Annotated in this window: 9 protein-coding genes, 7 tRNA genes and 1 riboswitch; all 16 genes read left to right on the forward strand. The window is 44.7% G+C overall.

What is annotated here, in order from left to right; genetic code table 11:
* Positions 1–41 precede the first annotated feature (41 nt).
* The 16 genes from alsS to rpoB all read left to right on the forward strand — a co-directional run bounded on the left by alsS (position 42) and on the right by rpoB (position 16,952).
* Positions 42–1,724, forward strand: coding sequence for an acetolactate synthase AlsS (gene alsS, locus FFM74_RS01375; RefSeq protein ID WP_137624863.1), 1,683 nt, complete (start codon positions 42–44; stop codon positions 1,722–1,724).
* Positions 1,725–1,782: 58 nt separating this feature from the next.
* Positions 1,783–1,966: riboswitch (Lysine riboswitch) on the forward strand.
* A 173-nt stretch (positions 1,967–2,139) separates the two neighbouring features.
* The gene (locus tag FFM74_RS01380) at positions 2,140–3,588 is read left to right on the forward strand and encodes an amino acid permease (RefSeq protein WP_137624864.1); all 1,449 of its coding nucleotides are present in this window, start codon (positions 2,140–2,142) and stop codon (positions 3,586–3,588) included.
* Positions 3,589–3,743: 155 nt separating this feature from the next.
* On the forward strand, positions 3,744–4,514 hold the full coding sequence (locus FFM74_RS01385; RefSeq protein WP_223877130.1) for a M15 family metallopeptidase: 771 nt from the start codon (positions 3,744–3,746) through the stop codon (positions 4,512–4,514).
* A gap of 103 nt (positions 4,515–4,617) precedes the next feature.
* Positions 4,618–5,253, forward strand: a complete 636-nt coding sequence (locus FFM74_RS01390; protein ID WP_137624865.1) for a deoxynucleoside kinase — start codon at positions 4,618–4,620, stop codon at positions 5,251–5,253.
* Between the two features lie 261 nt (positions 5,254–5,514).
* On the forward strand, positions 5,515–6,789 hold the full coding sequence (serS, locus tag FFM74_RS01395; protein ID WP_137624866.1) for a serine--tRNA ligase: 1,275 nt from the start codon (positions 5,515–5,517) through the stop codon (positions 6,787–6,789).
* Positions 6,790–8,256: 1,467 nt separating this feature from the next.
* Positions 8,257–8,338 (forward strand) — tRNA-Leu (locus tag FFM74_RS01400).
* A 3-nt stretch (positions 8,339–8,341) separates the two neighbouring features.
* A tRNA-Thr gene (locus tag FFM74_RS01405) sits at positions 8,342–8,414 on the forward strand.
* Positions 8,415–8,441: 27 nt separating this feature from the next.
* Positions 8,442–8,513, forward strand: a tRNA-Gly gene (locus FFM74_RS01410).
* An 8-nt stretch (positions 8,514–8,521) separates the two neighbouring features.
* Positions 8,522–8,607 (forward strand) — tRNA-Leu (locus tag FFM74_RS01415).
* Between the two features lie 10 nt (positions 8,608–8,617).
* Positions 8,618–8,691, forward strand: a tRNA-Arg gene (locus tag FFM74_RS01420).
* A gap of 7 nt (positions 8,692–8,698) precedes the next feature.
* Positions 8,699–8,772 (forward strand) — tRNA-Pro (locus FFM74_RS01425).
* A 55-nt stretch (positions 8,773–8,827) separates the two neighbouring features.
* A tRNA-Pro gene (locus tag FFM74_RS01430) sits at positions 8,828–8,901 on the forward strand.
* 347 nt (positions 8,902–9,248) lie between these two features.
* Positions 9,249–9,716 carry a CtsR family transcriptional regulator gene (locus FFM74_RS01435; RefSeq protein ID WP_137617093.1) on the forward strand — a complete coding sequence of 156 codons (468 nt, stop codon included), beginning with the start codon at positions 9,249–9,251 and terminating at the stop codon, positions 9,714–9,716.
* A gap of 18 nt (positions 9,717–9,734) precedes the next feature.
* Positions 9,735–12,239, forward strand: coding sequence for an ATP-dependent Clp protease ATP-binding subunit (locus FFM74_RS01440; protein WP_137624867.1), 2,505 nt, complete (start codon positions 9,735–9,737; stop codon positions 12,237–12,239).
* A gap of 239 nt (positions 12,240–12,478) precedes the next feature.
* Positions 12,479–13,084, forward strand: a complete 606-nt coding sequence (locus FFM74_RS01445; protein ID WP_137624868.1) for a TetR/AcrR family transcriptional regulator — start codon at positions 12,479–12,481, stop codon at positions 13,082–13,084.
* A 262-nt stretch (positions 13,085–13,346) separates the two neighbouring features.
* Entirely contained in the window at positions 13,347–16,952 is a 3,606-nt protein-coding gene (gene rpoB / locus FFM74_RS01450; RefSeq protein ID WP_137624869.1) for a DNA-directed RNA polymerase subunit beta, read from the forward strand.
* Positions 16,953–16,960: the final 8 nt, after the last annotated feature.

Here is a 16,960-nt window from a genome sequence, read left to right on the forward strand (position 1 = left end):
GGTATTCTAACATTAATTTTCACAAATAGGAGCGAGCAAAAATGGCAGATAAAAAGTATTATGGCGCTGACGCTATCGTTGATAGTTTGGCCAATCATGACGTTAAGTATGTTTTCGGAATTCCTGGCGCAAAGATCGACCGGGTTTTCGAACGCTTAGACCATCCGGTGAACCCGAAGAGTCCCAAGTTAATCGTGACTCGTCACGAACAAAATGCCGCCTTTATTGCGGCCGGAATTGGTCGGATTACGGGTAAGCCCGGCGTGGTAATGACGACGTCTGGTCCTGGTGCCAGTAACTTAGCGACCGGCTTAGTCACCGCCACTGCTGAGGGAGACCCAGTGCTGGCGATTTCTGGTCAAGTTCAACGGGCTGACCTGTTACGCTTGACGCACCAAAGCATGGATAATGCCGCCTTATTTGAACCAATTACAAAATATAGCGTTGAAGTTCAAGAACCTGAAAATGTTTCAGAAGTCATCGCCAATGCGTATCAATCAGCGACGGCTGCCAAGCAAGGGGCCAGCTTCGTAAGTGTGCCACAAGATGTGACGGACTCAATCGTGCGTCGCCCAGTGATTAACCCCTTACAGGCCCCTAAATTGGGACCCGCTAGTCCAGTTGAAGCGACTTTATTGGCACAAAAAATTAAAGCAGCGAAGTTACCGGTCCTACTCGTTGGGATGCGGGCTTCTTCACCAGAAGTTACCAAAGCGATTCGGAATTTAGTGACAGCGGCCAATTTGCCCGTTGTTGAAACGTTCCAAGCAGCCGGCGTGATTTCACGTGATTTGGAAGCTGAACATTTCTTTGGCCGAGTTGGCTTGTTCCGTAATCAACCAGGCGATATGTTGTTGAAAAAGTCCGACTTAGTGATTGCCATTGGTTACGATCCAATCGAGTATGAACCACGTAACTGGAATGCAGAAGGTAAATCTCGGATTGTGGTCATTGACGCCATGCGGGCTGAAATTGATCATAATTTCCAACCAGAAACAGAACTTGTTGGGGACATTGCGCAGACCTTAGATTTCTTATTACCTTATATGAACGGTTATGACATTAGTGCGGATGCCAAAGATTACTTGAGTGAATTACAAGAAAAGTTGAAGACCAGAGACTTCGTGCCAAATATCGACACCGACTCTAAGTTGAGTCATCCATTGTCCGTGATTGCGGCCTTGCAACAACGGGTGACGGATGAGATGACTGTGACGGTTGATGTGGGGAGCTTCTATATTTGGATGGCCCGCCATTTCCGCAGCTACGAACCCCGCCACTTACTCTTTAGTAATGGAATGCAGACCTTAGGTGTCGCGTTGCCATGGGCGATTGCAGCAGCATTAGTTCGGCCAAAGACACAAATTGTCTCAGTTTCTGGTGATGGTGGCTTCCTGTTCTCTAGTCAAGAACTAGAAACGGCCGTACGGTTGCATTTAAACATCGTGCATTTAGTTTGGAATGATGGCAATTATGATATGGTCAAGTTCCAAGAAGAAATGAAGTACGGCGAAGATGCTGCGGTTAAATTCGGCCCGGTTGATTTCGTGAAGTATGCGGAAAGCTTTGGTGCGACTGGTTTACGTGTCAATGAACCGAGTGAGTTGAACGCCGTCTTGGACGAAGCCTTCAAGACGGATGGTCCGGTGGTTGTCGATATTCCAATTGACTATTCGGACAATCAAGCGCTCGGTAAAACGATGTTGCCTGATCAATTCTATTAGAATCAAAGCGTTTTTACGGTTGTCAAATTGAAATGGCTTTTGTATAATGGTTGAGTATATCGAAAGAAGAGGACGCGGTTAACATGAGTAGCCAATCGGAATCGGGTAACCGGTGTTGAGGATTAGTGAAAGGGGCAATCGCCGAAATGAACCTGACTGTTACCGTCAAGTTTGTTGGGCCTTGGTTGAATAAATCAAGGACTGTCGCAACTGGGAATCAGTTGCGGGGCGCTATCGACGATGAAATCAGCATTCAACATGACCATCTGATGAAGTCTTTTTGCGCAGTTTGCAGAAAGACTTTTTATTTTGGTCAAGGAATGCCAGAATCGGTGGAAACACTTTTAGATATAAATTTAAAACTTGTCGCTGGGCTGATGTCTGGCGCAAGTGAACTAATTTTGGAGGTTTCTGCATGGCAGAAGAACAACAGCATGAAGTGAAGCGCTCGTTACAAACGCGCCATCTCTCCATGATTGCGTTAGGTGGTAGTATCGGGACTGGCTTGTTTGTGGCATCTGGTTCCGCAATTTCAACGGCTGGACCGGGTGGGGCGTTGCTCGCTTATGTCGGCATTGGGATTATGGTGTATTTCTTGATGACCAGTCTAGGTGAAATGGCGACATATTTGCCAGTTTCGGGGTCATTTTCAACGTATTCAACGCGGTTTGTTGATCCGGCACTGGGGTTTGCAATGGGTTGGAATTATTGGTTTAATTGGGCGATTACATTGGCGGTTGATATTAGTACGGCCGCCATCGTCATGCAATTTTGGTTGCCACACATTCCCGGCTGGATTTTCAGTTTGATTGCGCTGGTCTTAATCTTTACGATCAACGCTTTATCGGTTCGATCTTTTGGCGAAACCGAGTATTGGCTGTCATTAATCAAAGTGATCACTGTCCTGATTTTCATCGCGGTCGGTGTTTTGACGATTTTTGGGATTATGGGTAGTAGTGCCACGGATCTCAGCAATTTCACCTACAAAAAGGCGCCCTTCGTTGGTGGGATTCCAACCATCTTGAGCGTGTTTGTCGTTGCCGGGTTCTCATTTCAAGGGACTGAATTAATTGGGATTACGGCTGGCGAATCTGCCACACCTGAAAAGAGTATTCCAGCGGCAATTAAACAAGTCTTTTGGCGGATTTTATTGTTCTATATTTTGGCAATTTTCATTATTGCGGCAATTATTCCTTACACTTCGAAAGATTTGCTAGGGTCTTCCGCCACGGATATTGCCATCAGTCCATTTACCTTAGTCTTTAAAAAGGCCGGCTTAGCGGCCGCCGCTAGTGTGATGAACGCCGTCATTTTGACCTCGGTCTTATCAGCGGCCAACTCTGGCATGTACGCTTCAACCCGGATGCTGTATTCCTTATCAAAACAAGGCTATGCACCCAAGACGTTCGGTCGGGTGAATGGTCGGGGCATTCCGATCATGGCGCTATTAGGGACAACTGTCATTGGATTATTGACGTTCCTGTCGAGCATGTTTGGTGATCGTATTTATATTTTCCTCGTTTCTGCGAGTGGGCTAACCGGATTCATCGCCTGGCTTGGCATTGCCATTTCACATTTGCGTTTCCGACAAGCATTCGTGAAGCAGGGGCATGAGCTAAGTGAATTACGCTATCACGCTAAATTGTTCCCATTTGGTCCACTATTTGCCTTTTTCCTCTGTGTGATCGTGATTGTGGGGCAAGATTTGCATTCCTTTGCCACTTTAGATTGGCAGGCAATCGGTGTGACTTATATGAGTATTCCGTTATTTATCGTTTTATTTTTCTACTATAAGATTCGTTATCATACTAAATTAATCCCACTAGATGAAGTGGATCTAACTAAGCATCACTTTGATGACTAGTCTGAAAAACACTTGGACTCCTTGAGTTCAGGTGCTTTTTACGGTCATAAAGGCAAACTTTTAGAAGATGGTTACCATTAAGAAGTCCCAAAGAAAAGGGGCGAGTAATTGCAAATTTATCAAATCATGCTACGCTGAAAAAAGAAAGGCAGCGAGTGTATTTGAAGAAGAGAATTGTAACCAGTCTGGTGTTGCTGTCACTGGCGGGCGTCTTAGGTGGTTGTACGACGTTTGGCTTATCTAGTCAAGCAACCGCGCAGCGTACGCAAATGAGCAGCTCACAGACGAAACGACAAAAACTAATCAGTGCCTTACCAACCGGCGTCAAGTCGACGGATGCTGATTTAATTGTGGTCAATAAATGGCATAAGCATGACGAACTAACTTTCAGTAAATCGACGCTTGACGATCAGACGATTCGGACCTCAGCCTTAAAACCGTTAACGGCGTTTTTAAATGGGGCTAAAGCTGCTGGGTATCCGGCGACTTTTGTTTCAGGCTATCGTTCGGTTGCGGCTCAAGAAACCGTGTGGAATCAGTCGATTGAGACTTATGAAAATGAGGGCAAAAGTAAACAACAAGCGTTAAAGCTGACGAAAGAATTTGTCGCTATCCCACGTGCGAGTGAATATCAAACTGGCTTGGCCGCTGATATTATGAATACAAAGTGGTACAACGACAACGGTAATCAGTTACTGTCAAAATCTGATCAAGCTGCCGGGCAAAAGTGGTTGATCAAGCATGCGCCCGATTATGGCTTTGTTTTAAGGTTTACGAAGACGGGGAAGTCCACGACTGGCATTGACTATGAATCTTGGCATTTCCGTTATGTGGGCAAGCAGAACGCCGCGTTCATGACCAAGCATAACCTAACGCTGGAACAATATGTCTCCTTACTCAAATCCCGTGAAAAAGCGGCGAAGTAATCTTGTAACTAGATATTGCATTTTAGCAGGCGGGTGCGTACAATATGTAGTGTTGCTTTAATAAACAGATGAACTATTGGTCATGAATAAAGGAGAGAACCCCATGCTTGTAATGTCAGGAACAATCGGTGCCGGTAAGACCAGTTTGACGCAGTTAGTAGCCGACCACTTTGGCTCAAAGGCGTTTTATGAATCGGTCGATGACAATCCCATTTTGCCGTTATTCTATAAGGACCCTAAAAAATATGCTTTTTTGCTACAAATTTACTTTTTAAATAAACGACTTGGTAGTATTAAATCAGCGTTTGCGAATGACCTCGATGTCTTGGATCGCTCGATTTTTGAAGATTCTTTGTTATTCCATTTAAATGGTGACTTGGGTCGTGCGACCAGTACGGAAGTCGATATTTATGATTCTTTATTAGATAACATGATGCAAGAATTGCCAGAAGCTGAACACCAAAAGAGTCCTGATTTATTAATCCATATTAATATTTCGTTTGAGACGATGTTGAAACGGATTCAAAAGCGGGGCCGTTCTTATGAACAAATTGATCAAGATCCCGACTTGTATAAGTATTATGAGACCTTGAATGATCGGTATGCCCAATGGTATGCCAACTATGATCACAGTCCAAAGATGCAAATTGACGGTGATCAACTTGATTTTGTGGCAGATTCAGATGCCCGTGACCAAGTTATTAAATTAATTGATGATAAGGTTGCTAGTTTAGCCTAGTTGCCTTATAGTAATAGCAGAATATTAAACACGGCGCGTTTTAAGTAGACAGTCAGAGAACCGGTGGTTGGTGTGAACCGGATGTCGAAACTCCGACGCGACAAAGTGGGCAGGTAATACTGCACGGCAGAGCCGTTATCCGTTTGAGGGTGGGATTCTTAGTAATCCTGAACTTGGGTGGTACCGCGAATCGCAGTCTTTTCGTCCCAATTTGGGAGGAGAGACTGTTTTTTTATTGCAAATTTTAAGGAGGATTTTTAGATGTTAGATGTCAAACAAATTCGTCAAAAACCAGATTTCTTTAAAGAACAACTTGGCCATCGTGGTGTGCCGGCTGAACAAATTGATGCGTTGATCAAGGCAGATGCTGATCGTCGTGACTTTATCGCCAAGAGTGAACAATTGAAGTCAACGCGGAATCAAGTTTCCGGGGAAATTTCACAGTTGAAGCGCAACAAGCAAGATGCCAGTGCTCAAATTGCCGAAATGCAAAAAGTTAGTGCTGAAATTAAGACTTTAGATGAGGATCGGCGTAAGGCCGAGGTCGAAGTTCAAGATATGGCCGCGCATTTACCAAATGTGCCCCATCCAGATGTGCCCGTTAGTTTAAATGAAGATGATTCCGTTGAACTGCGTCGTATTGGGACACCGCGGAAATTTGATTTTGAACCGAAAGCCCATTGGGAACTCGGCGAAAGCCTGGGTATTTTGGACTTTGAACGTGGGGCTAAAGTTTCCGGCAGTCGTTTCTTATACTATATGGGCGATGGTGCCAAGCTCGAGCGTGCCGTCTACAACTTTTTCTTAGATCAACATGAAGCAGAAGGGTATACGGAAGTCTTACCACCATACATGGTCACGGATGAATCCATGTACGGAACTGGCCAATTTCCTAAGTTTAAAGATGACGCGTTCCGCATCACAACCCAAGATTTGAGTTTAATTCCAACCGCAGAAGTGCCATTGGTGAACTACTATCGTGATGAAGTGATTCCAGCCGAAAAGTTACCCGTTTATTTCACCGCGTTGACTCCTGCTTTCCGTGAAGAGGCTGGGAGTGCCGGTCGCGATACTAAGGGCCTGATTCGGTTACATCAATTTAACAAGGTTGAAATGGTCAAGTTTACGAAACCCGAAGACTCATGGGATGAACTTGAAAAGTTGACGAACAACGCCGAATCATTATTGAAAAAGTTGGGCTTACCTTATCATGTAATTACGTTGACATCAGGCGATATGAGTTTCACTGCCGCGATGACGCATGACTTGGAAGTTTGGTTCCCAGAACAAAACAAGTATCGTGAAATTTCAAGTTGTTCAAACTGTACCGATTTCCAAGCACGTCGGGCCCATATCCAATACCGTGACGATGATGGCAAGCTTCAATTTGTCCACACGTTAAATGGTAGTGGGTTAGCCGTTGGTCGGACCGTTGCCGCCATCATGGAAAACTATCAAAATGCGGATGGTTCAATTACCATTCCAGACGTTTTGGTGCCTTACATGCACGGCAAGACTAAGATTACGAAAAATTAAGCCTGAGTTCAAAAGAATCGCTGAATAGCGGTTCTTTTTTTGCACTTTAAACTTGAAGGTTGCAAGATGAAGATCGCTAATAAATACTGCAGTGTCAGTACATTGGTGAAAAAAGGTTAATGTTGTCGCCTCCGGGCGTTGCTGATTACATGCGGGCGAGGGACCAGGCCAAGCCTGAAGACCGGTCTTGGCCTTCGCCCGGAATGGTTGCAAAAACCGCAACTATCCCGGACCGTCCGTCCCGTAAGACCGGCAAAAAAGCGCCGCTCAAACGGGACTTTCACGCCCGATGCAATCTGCAACGCCCTCCAGCTAGGTTAGTACCAAGGCATTACGCCGGGACAGTTGAACTTTAAATGGTTTTTGGCGTTCAATCACCTTAAACTGTACGTTATCACGGAGACTGGCACTTGACGGAAGCTTGCCTAGGTGCAGCGGAAAGCTTAGTCGTATCTGACACCCCAAGGAGTATTAGGTGCAACTGGTGGCAATCCACCAACTACGGGACATCTAAACCGCAACTGGGCGGATATCAAACTGTTTTCTGACCCAGATTTAAAAGGGTCAACTAGCTGGCATCAGTAGCTGTAAGTAGCCATCGGCGGTATATATATCGGCACAAACACCAAGGACAATCTTAGGGTAAAGCTAGTTTGGATGCGATACTTAGAATTATTGATGCCCATCAAAATGGCAATTATCGCCAGAGTTTAATTAAAGCTGTACAATTGGTGACTCGCGGTGTCCAAGAGAAATTAAAAGTGAACACTTAGGCATCACTTTGGAACGGATCTACGTTGATGCGCCACGAGTCTGGCAAAGAGATTTAGGTGACTGGTGATTTAAAATAATGCACATCTCTAGCCGTGAGGGGGCTTCGTTTGGGGCTCAGCCGTGGCATTTGACTTAGCGTGGTGGTTTTTCCGCGGTTAGTCAAAAACCAGCTTTTGAGACCGCTCTTTGGCTCAAAAATGGTTCACAGCGTTCCAGCCCCAAACGAAGCCCCCGGTAGGCGGAAATTAGCAGTTAGTCACTAATCAATTAGCGAGTTGGAAATTGGCAAAGTAGACAAGACAAAATATTGAATATATTCAGCCGATTAACAGCGGCTAATCTGGTGTTTTGAAAGATATAATGAGTTAAGTATGGAATTAGCGGAGGGTAATATGGGTTTTAACTGAACAATTTCAAAATTAAAAAATAGCTATGGATCGCTTGATATTAGGAATCAGAGCCATTGATCACTTGAGAAGATCAAAAAAGTTGCAATTAGGGCTTTGCTAATTTTGTGACCAGTGCTATAATATTTCTTGTCGGAAAAATATGCGTTTCAAAAGCATATTTATCCAAAAAGATTTAAAAAGATGTTGACAGTTATTCAACATGATGGTAAAGTTAAATAGTTGTCACGGCTTAACAGTAAGCACTGTCTGGAACGACAACAAGGCATGGTTAATTATTAATCATGCGGGTGTGGCGGAACTGGCAGACGCGCTAGATTTAGGTTCTAGTGTCTTACGACGTGGGGGTTCGAGTCCCTTCACCCGCACATGCCGACTTAGCTCAGTTGGCAGAGCATCTCACTAGTAATGAGGAGGTCGGAGGTTCGAATCCTCTAGTCGGCATTCTCCATCAATTAAATAGTTTTTTATGCGGAAGTAGTTCAGTGGTAGAACATCACCTTGCCATGGTGGGGGTCGCGAGTTCGAATCTCGTCTTCCGCTTTTAATTTGCCGGGGTGGCGGAATTGGCAGACGCACAGGACTTAAAATCCTGCGGTTAGTAATAACCGTACCGGTTCGACCCCGGTCCTCGGCATTTTAAATATGCACCCATAGCGCAATTGGATAGAGTGTCTGACTACGAATCAGAAGGTTGTAGGTTCGACTCCTACTGGGTGCATTAGTATCGGGAAGTAGCTCAGCTTGGTAGAGCACCTGGTTTGGGACCAGGGGGTCGCAGGTTCGAATCCTGTCTTCCCGATCGATCTCAACAGTCTTAGTTATTGTAACTAGGGCTTTTTATTTAAACTTTTTAACGGGAAGTAGCTCAGCTTGGTAGAGCACTACGTTCGGGACGTAGGGGTCGCAGGTTCAAATCCTGTTTTCCCGATTACGACTAAACCACAGAGAGATCCAGTCAATTTGGCTGGATTTTTTTGTCGCCTTTTTGAACGACCAATTGGCTGTTAAACAGGTCGGTGAAAAATAGCGCTCCAACACTTGTCTGCGGGCAAGCAAACCGTCATGATAGTTCAGTGATAGAATTATTGAAATCTTTTTAAACGGCCGGCTTGATTTTCGGTTCAATCAATTGAATGCAACTGCGCTGCGTGCTATGCTTTAACAACCGTGGGAGGCTAGTTGCGCCGCCCTTTAGGTGAAATTCTTTGCAATTTGTTTTTATCCTCGTATAATGAAAGTCAATATTAGTCAAAGATAATGTAAAGGGTGAAGCAGATGCAAAGTCAAAATATCTCCGATATCATCGAAAAATATTTAAAAAGTATTTTGGCGGACGCTGAGCACGTTGAAATTCGGCGATCAGAAATTGCTGACCTATTCAACGTGGTCCCTTCTCAAATCAATTATGTGATTAAGACGCGTTTCACCATTCAAAATGGTTACTTAGTTGAAAGTAAACGTGGTGGTGGTGGCTATATTCGCATTGAGAAGGTAAACCTCCTAGATGACGCTGACGTTTTGGATACCTTGATTCAAGTTATTGGGGATTCAATCACGCAACGGGATGCCTACGCGGTCGTCCAAAGTCTCTATGAAGATGATGTGTTAAATCGCAGGGAAGCCCAATTAATTTTAGTCGCGACGGATCGTAACACGCTTGCTGTGGACGATCATGACTTGGAAAATAGTCTGCGGGCGCGCATTATAATTGGAATCTTGAACCACCTGCGTTATGAAAGTTAAGGAAAGCGAGGAATCGCAATGGATAACCTATTTACCCCGAGTGCCAAGAGTGTCTTAGTTTTAGCGCAAGAACAAGCTAAGTATTTTAAACATCAAGCAGTAGGAACGGAACATTTATTATTGGCATTGGCAATCGAGAAAAATGGGATTGCTAATAAAGTCTTACAACAATATGCGGTTACTGAGGACGATATTCGTGAAGAAATTGAACGCTTCACGGGTTATGGCACCTTAAGTAACGTTGGCAAGGATACTTATTTGCCTTATTCACCAAAAGCCAAAGAAATTTTGTCGGTGGCTGGTGATGAAGCCAAACGTTTAGGCGCCAATAAGATTGGTACTGAACATTTGTTGTTGGCAATGTTGTCAGACGAAAGTATCCTGTCCTCGCGTATTTTAATGAATTTAAATTTGGATTTAGGTCAGACTCGCAAAGTTGTCTTGCGTAAGCTTGGTGTCAGTGATGCTATGGGCAAGCGCAAGGGCAACAGTCAAATTCGTGGTGGCAAGAAGGCGGAAGGGACGCCGACTTTGGATTCATTAGCTCGCGATTTGACTCAGTTAGCCAGTGAACAACAAATGGATCCCGTCGTTGGCCGTTCCAAAGAGGTCAAACGGGTTATTCAAATCTTGTCACGCCGGACGAAGAACAACCCAGTCTTGATTGGTGAACCAGGTGTTGGTAAAACTGCGATTGCAGAAGGTTTGGCACAAAAAATTGTTGCTGGTGATGTCCCGAGCGACATGGCTGACAAGCGCTTGATGATGCTTGATATGGGCTCACTCGTGGCTGGAACGAAGTATCGTGGTGAATTCGAAGATCGGTTAAAGAAAGTGATCGACGAAATTTACAATGATGGTCACGTCATCCTCTTTATTGATGAATTACACACGTTAATTGGTGCCGGTGGGGCTGAAGGTGCAATCGACGCCTCCAACATTTTGAAGCCAGCTTTGGCACGTGGTGAACTCCAAACGATTGGTGCTACAACTTTAAATGAATACCAAAAGTATATTGAGTCTGATGCGGCCTTAGAACGGCGGTTTGCGACGGTCATGGTTGATGAACCAACGCCAGATGAAGCGGTTGAAATTTTAACCGGCTTGCGGCCACGCTATGAAGAACATCATCACGTCAATATTACCGATGAAGCTGTGGAACAAGCAGTTAAGCTGTCCAGTCGCTATATTAGCGATCGTTTCTTACCAGATAAGGCGATTGATTTGATGGATGAAGCAGCCGCGAAGGTTCGGATTGATCAGATGGATCAGCCAACTAAGCTGTCAAAGAATCAAGACAAATTAGCAGAACTGCGCCAGCAAAAAGAAACTGCCATCGAAGATCAGGATTTCGAACAAGCAGCGGATATTCGTAAAAAAGAAATGAAACTCAAGGATCGTTTAGATAGTCTGACGGCGGCGCAAGAAGCGGCGGCTGAAGATGGCGATGGTCCTAAGTATGCGTTAAATGTGACTGCTGAAGATATTGCGCAGGTCGTGGCTGAATGGACCGGGGTGCCCCTCACCCAGTTGCAAAAGACTGAAAGTGAACGGCTCGTTAACTTGGAAAGCATTTTGCATGAACGGGTTGTCGGCCAACCTGAGGCGGTCTCCGCGGTGGCACGTGCGATTCGGCGGGCCCGTAGCGGGTTGAAAGATCCGAGTCGACCAATTGGCTCCTTCATGTTTCTTGGTCCAACTGGGGTCGGGAAGACTGAACTAGCCAAGGCATTAGCCGAAGCGATGTTTGGTTCGGAAGACAACATGATTCGGATTGACATGTCAGAATATATGGAACGCTATTCAACGAGCCGCTTGATTGGGTCAGCCCCCGGTTATGTCGGTTATGACGAAGGTGGGCAATTGACAGAGAAAGTTCGTCAAAAGCCATACTCCGTTGTACTATTTGATGAAGTTGAAAAGGCCCATCCAGATGTCTTTAATATTTTGTTACAAGTCTTGGATGATGGTTACTTAACTGATTCAAAGGGTCGTAAAGTTGATTTCCGAAACACCATTTTGATCATGACTTCTAACTTGGGTGCAACCACGCTTCGTGATGAAAAGTCGGTTGGTTTCGGTGCTGCTGATCATGCGAATGATTACAAAGCGGTTTCGGCCACGATTCATGAAGAATTGCGCAAGGCCTTCCGACCAGAATTCTTAAATCGGATTGACGAAACGATTGTCTTCCATTCCTTGAATCGGGACGAATTACATGAAATCGTGAAGTTAATGGCGACTGAAATTGTTGATCGCGTCGCACAGCAAGGCATTAAAATCAAAATCACCCCAGCGGCAATTGATGTTGTGGCGAAGGCTGGTTTTGATCCTGAATATGGAGCACGACCAATTCGGCGGGCATTACAGACTGAGGTTGAAGATCGGTTAAGTGAATCACTCTTAACAGGTGAGATCAAAGTTAACGATCAAGTGACGATTGGGGCTAGCAAAGGCGCGATTACGATTAGCGTCAAGAGCCAACCAAAATCAGATGGTCGTTCAACGGTTTCTTCTAAATAACTAAAACTCAATTCATAAGCGTTCAGGCAATTGTGTCTGAACGTTTTTTGTGGTGTCAGACGCAACTACGCCGGTAGTAATCGTTAAAAAAATGGTGTAGATTATAAGAGAAAGAAAAACTGTCGTGTGAAGACGCTTCACCGGCAGACGATGGGATTAGAACTTAGACATGCACAGCAGAGTGTTAGCTAATGATTGATTTCGAACTTTGACGCATAAAAAGAAAGGTGAGAATTTAAATGGTAACGCGTGCGGAACAACTGGCTAAAACGCATCAGGCAATTTTAGATGCCGCACGAGAGTTATTCTTAAAGCATGGCTATGCGGCAACTAGTACGCGCGACATTGCTAATGCGATTGGGATTACTCAGCCAGCTTTGTATCATCATTTTAAAGATAAAGAAGTTATTTTCCTAGCCGTGATTACAACGGTCGGTGGCGAGATTAAGACGGGCTTGGATCAGATTTTATCACAACCGAACCAAGAACCCTTGGAACAATTAACGGATGTTTCCTTGCTCTTAACACATAAGCATCCGGCCGATATCTTCACGTTAATTCACACGAGCTTTAAAGATTTGTCGCGTGAGCATATTGGTCAGTTAGCAGGCGTTTTCCGTAATGATTATGTGCAGCCATTGCAGACCTTCTTTGGTCAACCGAACTTGCAGTTGCAAGCGGGGGTCACACCAGCGATGGCGGCTAACTTTTACCTCACGAGCCTGAGCCCGTTGTTCAATAGTTTTCATCGAATTGGGGATCCTGCAGCGGATGAACGGACCCAAGTCCAAACGTTGCTCAAGATGATCTTGTTCGGGGTGGCTCGTGAGTCGGAAACAAAATAGGAAACAGTTAATTTTAACGAACGACTAGGTTGACAGCAACCGGTTTTCGATGTATATTATAACTTGTCTGTAACCGTGAACTTGAACAAAGACGCAATCTATTGTCTGCGTGTTTTGTTAATATAAGCCCAAAAATAGTCCAACTTAAATGGCTATTTTTGGTTTTTTTATGCCCAAAATTCGGTTTTTAGTGCATTTGTAACACAAATGTAATATTAGCTGATTGGACCAAGTCACGGAATAATAAGAAGGGGTGAACAACTTGGCCGGACATTTAGTTAAATACGGTAAACACCGTACCCGTAGAAGTTATGCACGTATCAAGGAAGTTCTTGATTTGCCTAACTTGATTGAAATCCAATCTGATTCATATCAGTGGTTCTTGGATGAAGGTCTCCGGGAAATGTTTGAAGATATTTTGCCAATCGACGATTTTGCAGGGAAACTTTCACTTGAATTTGTCGACTATCAACTATTAGAACCAAAGTACACCGTCGATGAAGCCCGTGAACATGATGCGAACTATTCTGCACCACTGCATGTGACTTTACGACTGACTAACCATGAAACTGGCGAAATCAAGTCGCAAGATGTATTCTTTGGCGATTTCCCATTAATGACTGAACAAGGGACCTTTATTATTAATGGTGCCGAACGGGTCATTGTTTCACAATTGGTTCGTTCACCCGGTGTTTACTTTAATGAAGAATTAGATAAAAATGGTCGTCCTAGCTATGGCACTACCGTGATTCCTAACCGTGGGGCTTGGCTAGAACTTGAAACCGATGCTAAGAATATTTCTTACGTTCGGATTGACCGGACGCGGAAGATTCCATTAACAGAATTAGTTCGTGCCTTAGGTTATGGTTCTGACGATGACATCATCGACATGTTGGGTGAAACCGACAGTTTGATCAACACCTTGGAAAAAGATGTTCATAAAAACACTGATGATTCACGTGTCGAAGAATCCTTGAAGGATATCTACGAACGACTACGTCCAGGCGAACCTAAGACTGCTGACAGTTCACGGAGTCTGTTGACTGCGCGCTTCTTTGATCCTAAACGTTACGACTTCGCACCAGTTGGTCGTTACAAGGTTAACAAGAAGTTAAGCATGAAGACACGTTTGATGGGCTTGACCTTGGCTGAAACCTTGGCCGATCCTGATACCGGTGAAGTGATTGCTCAAAAAGGCGATGTCATCGATAAAAACGTGATGGCTAAGCTATCGAGCTATTTGGAAAATGACGACTTCAAGACCGTGACCTATACACCGTCTGATGAAGCAGTTGTCACGAATCCAATGGTTTTACAGGTTGTGAAAGTTTACTCACAAAATGACCCAGAAAAGGTTGTTAACGTGATTGGCAATGGCAACATTGACCTTAAGTTCAAACACATTTTGCCTGCAGATATCATTGCTTCCATTAACTACTTCTTTAACTTACAAGAAGGCTTAGGCACGACGGATGATATTGATCACTTGGGTAACCGGCGGATTCGTTCCGTGGGTGAATTGTTACAAAACCAATTCCGGATCGGGTTATCTCGGATGGAACGGGTTGTTCGTGAACGGATGTCGATTCAAGACGCCGCCACGGTAACACCACAACAATTGATCAATATTCGCCCAGTCGTTGCATCAATCAAAGAATTCTTTGGGTCATCACAATTGTCTCAATTCATGGATCAAACGAACCCCTTAGGTGAATTAACGCATAAGCGTCGTTTATCAGCCTTAGGACCTGGTGGTTTGACTCGTGATCGGGCCGGTTATGAAGTTCGAGACGTGCACTATACCCACTACGGTCGGATGTGCCCAATCGAAACACCTGAAGGTCCTAACATTGGTTTGATCAACAGTTTGTCTTCTTATGCCAAGGTTAACCGTTATGGCTTCATCGAAACGCCTTATCGTCGTGTCGATTGGACGACTCATAAAGTTACCGATAAGATTGACTATTTAGCTGCTGACGAAGAAGACCAATTTGTCATTGCCCAAGCGAACTCGCCATTAACTGATGATGGTGCCTTCATTGATGACACAGTTTTAGCCCGTAAAAAGGAAGAAAACTTGGAAATCTCAATCGAAGACGTCGATTACATGGACGTTTCGCCTAAGCAAGTTGTTGCCGTTGCCACCGCATGTATTCCTTTCTTGGAAAACGATGACTCTAACCGGGCCTTAATGGGTGCCAACATGCAACGACAAGCCGTTCCTTTGGTTGATCCACATGCCCCATTAATTGGGACTGGGATCGAATACAAAGCGGCGCATGATTCAGGGATTGCCTTAATCAACCGGCATGAAGGAACAGTTGAATACGTTGATGCGCGTGAAATTCGGGTTCGACGTGACGATGGTTCCTTAGATACCTACAAATTAATGAAGTTCCGTCGTTCAAATGGTGGTAAAAACTACAACCAACGGCCAATCGTTAAAACCGGTGACCATGTTGATAACGACGAAGTCTTAGCCGATGGTCCAGCAATGGAAGGCGGGGAATTAGCTTTAGGCCAAAACCCATTAGTTGCTTTCATGACTTGGAACGGTTATAACTTCGAAGATGCCATCATTATTAATGAACGTTTGGTTCGTGAAGATGTTTACACGTCAATTCATATTGAAGAATACGAATCAGAAGCGCGTGATACGAAACTCGGACCTGAAGAAATGACCCGTGAAATTCCTAACGTTGGGGAAGACGCTTTGCGTAACCTTGATGAAGATGGGATTATCCGCGTTGGGGCCGAAGTTAAAGATGGTGACATCCTCGTTGGTAAGGTAACGCCTAAAGGGGTTACGGAATTATCAGCCGAAGAACGTTTGTTACATGCGATCTTTGGTGAAAAGGCTCGTGAAGTTCGGGATACCTCGCTCCGAGTACCACATGGTGGTGGCGGGATTATTCAAGATGTTAAGATCTTTACCCGTGAAAATGGGGACGAATTATCACCTGGTGTCAACATGATGGTTCGGGTCTACATTGCCCAAAAACGTAAGATTCAAGTCGGTGACAAGATGGCCGGACGACATGGTAATAAAGGGACCGTTTCAATCGTGGTTCCTCAAGAAGACATGCCGTACATGCCAGATGGCACTCCAATTGATATTATGCTGAGCCCAATGGGTGTGCCTTCACGTATGAACATCGGACAAGTTTTGGAATTGCATTTAGGTATGGCTGCTCGTAAATTGGGTATTCATATGGCAACGCCGGTCTTTGATGGGGCGCGTGATTCTGATATTTGGAAGGCTGTTCGTGAAGCTGGACTCGATGCCGATGGGAAGTCAATCGTCTATGATGGACGGACTGGTGAACCATTTGATAAGCGCATCGCCGTTGGTGTCATGCACTATATGAAGCTTAGTCACATGGTTGATGATAAGATTCATGCCCGTTCAATCGGACCTTACTCTTTAGTTACGCAACAACCACTTGGTGGGAAAGCGCAATTTGGGGGCCAACGTTTCGGTGAAATGGAAGTTTGGGCCTTGGAAGCTTATGGGGCTGCTTACACTTTACAAGAAATCTTGACTTACAAGTCTGATGACGTGGTTGGTCGGGTTAAGACCTATGAAGCCATTGTTAAGGACGAACCAATTCCTAAGCCAGGCGTGCCAGAATCATTCCGCGTGTTGGTCAAGGAATTACAAGCATTGGGACTCGATATGAAGGTCTTGGATGCTGAAGATAAAGAAATTGAATTGCGGGATATGGATGACGAAGACGACGATGTCGTTAACGTGGATGCCTTGAGCAAAATCCAGCAAGAAAATGAACAAAAAGCTGCTGATAAGCCAGTGAAGACTGACAAACCAGCCGCAACTGAACCAACAAACGCTCACCAGGATAATCAATAAAAAGGGAG

The organism is Lactiplantibacillus pingfangensis, from assembly GCF_005404945.1.
GTDB classification, from domain to species: Bacteria; Bacillota; Bacilli; order Lactobacillales; family Lactobacillaceae; genus Lactiplantibacillus; species Lactiplantibacillus pingfangensis.

Excerpts from the sequence above, each read along its gene's own strand:
- alsS (WP_137624863.1), top strand. The coding sequence starts at position 42 with ATGGCAGATAAAAAGTATTATGGCGCTGACGCTATCGTTGATAGTTTG.
- FFM74_RS01380 (WP_137624864.1), top strand. The coding sequence starts at position 2,140 with ATGGCAGAAGAACAACAGCATGAAGTGAAGCGCTCGTTACAAACGCGC.
- FFM74_RS01390 (WP_137624865.1), top strand. The coding sequence starts at position 4,618 with ATGCTTGTAATGTCAGGAACAATCGGTGCCGGTAAGACCAGTTTGACG.
- serS (WP_137624866.1), top strand. The coding sequence starts at position 5,515 with ATGTTAGATGTCAAACAAATTCGTCAAAAACCAGATTTCTTTAAAGAA.
- FFM74_RS01435 (WP_137617093.1), top strand. The coding sequence starts at position 9,249 with ATGCAAAGTCAAAATATCTCCGATATCATCGAAAAATATTTAAAAAGT.
- FFM74_RS01440 (WP_137624867.1), top strand. The coding sequence starts at position 9,735 with ATGGATAACCTATTTACCCCGAGTGCCAAGAGTGTCTTAGTTTTAGCG.
- FFM74_RS01445 (WP_137624868.1), top strand. The coding sequence starts at position 12,479 with ATGGTAACGCGTGCGGAACAACTGGCTAAAACGCATCAGGCAATTTTA.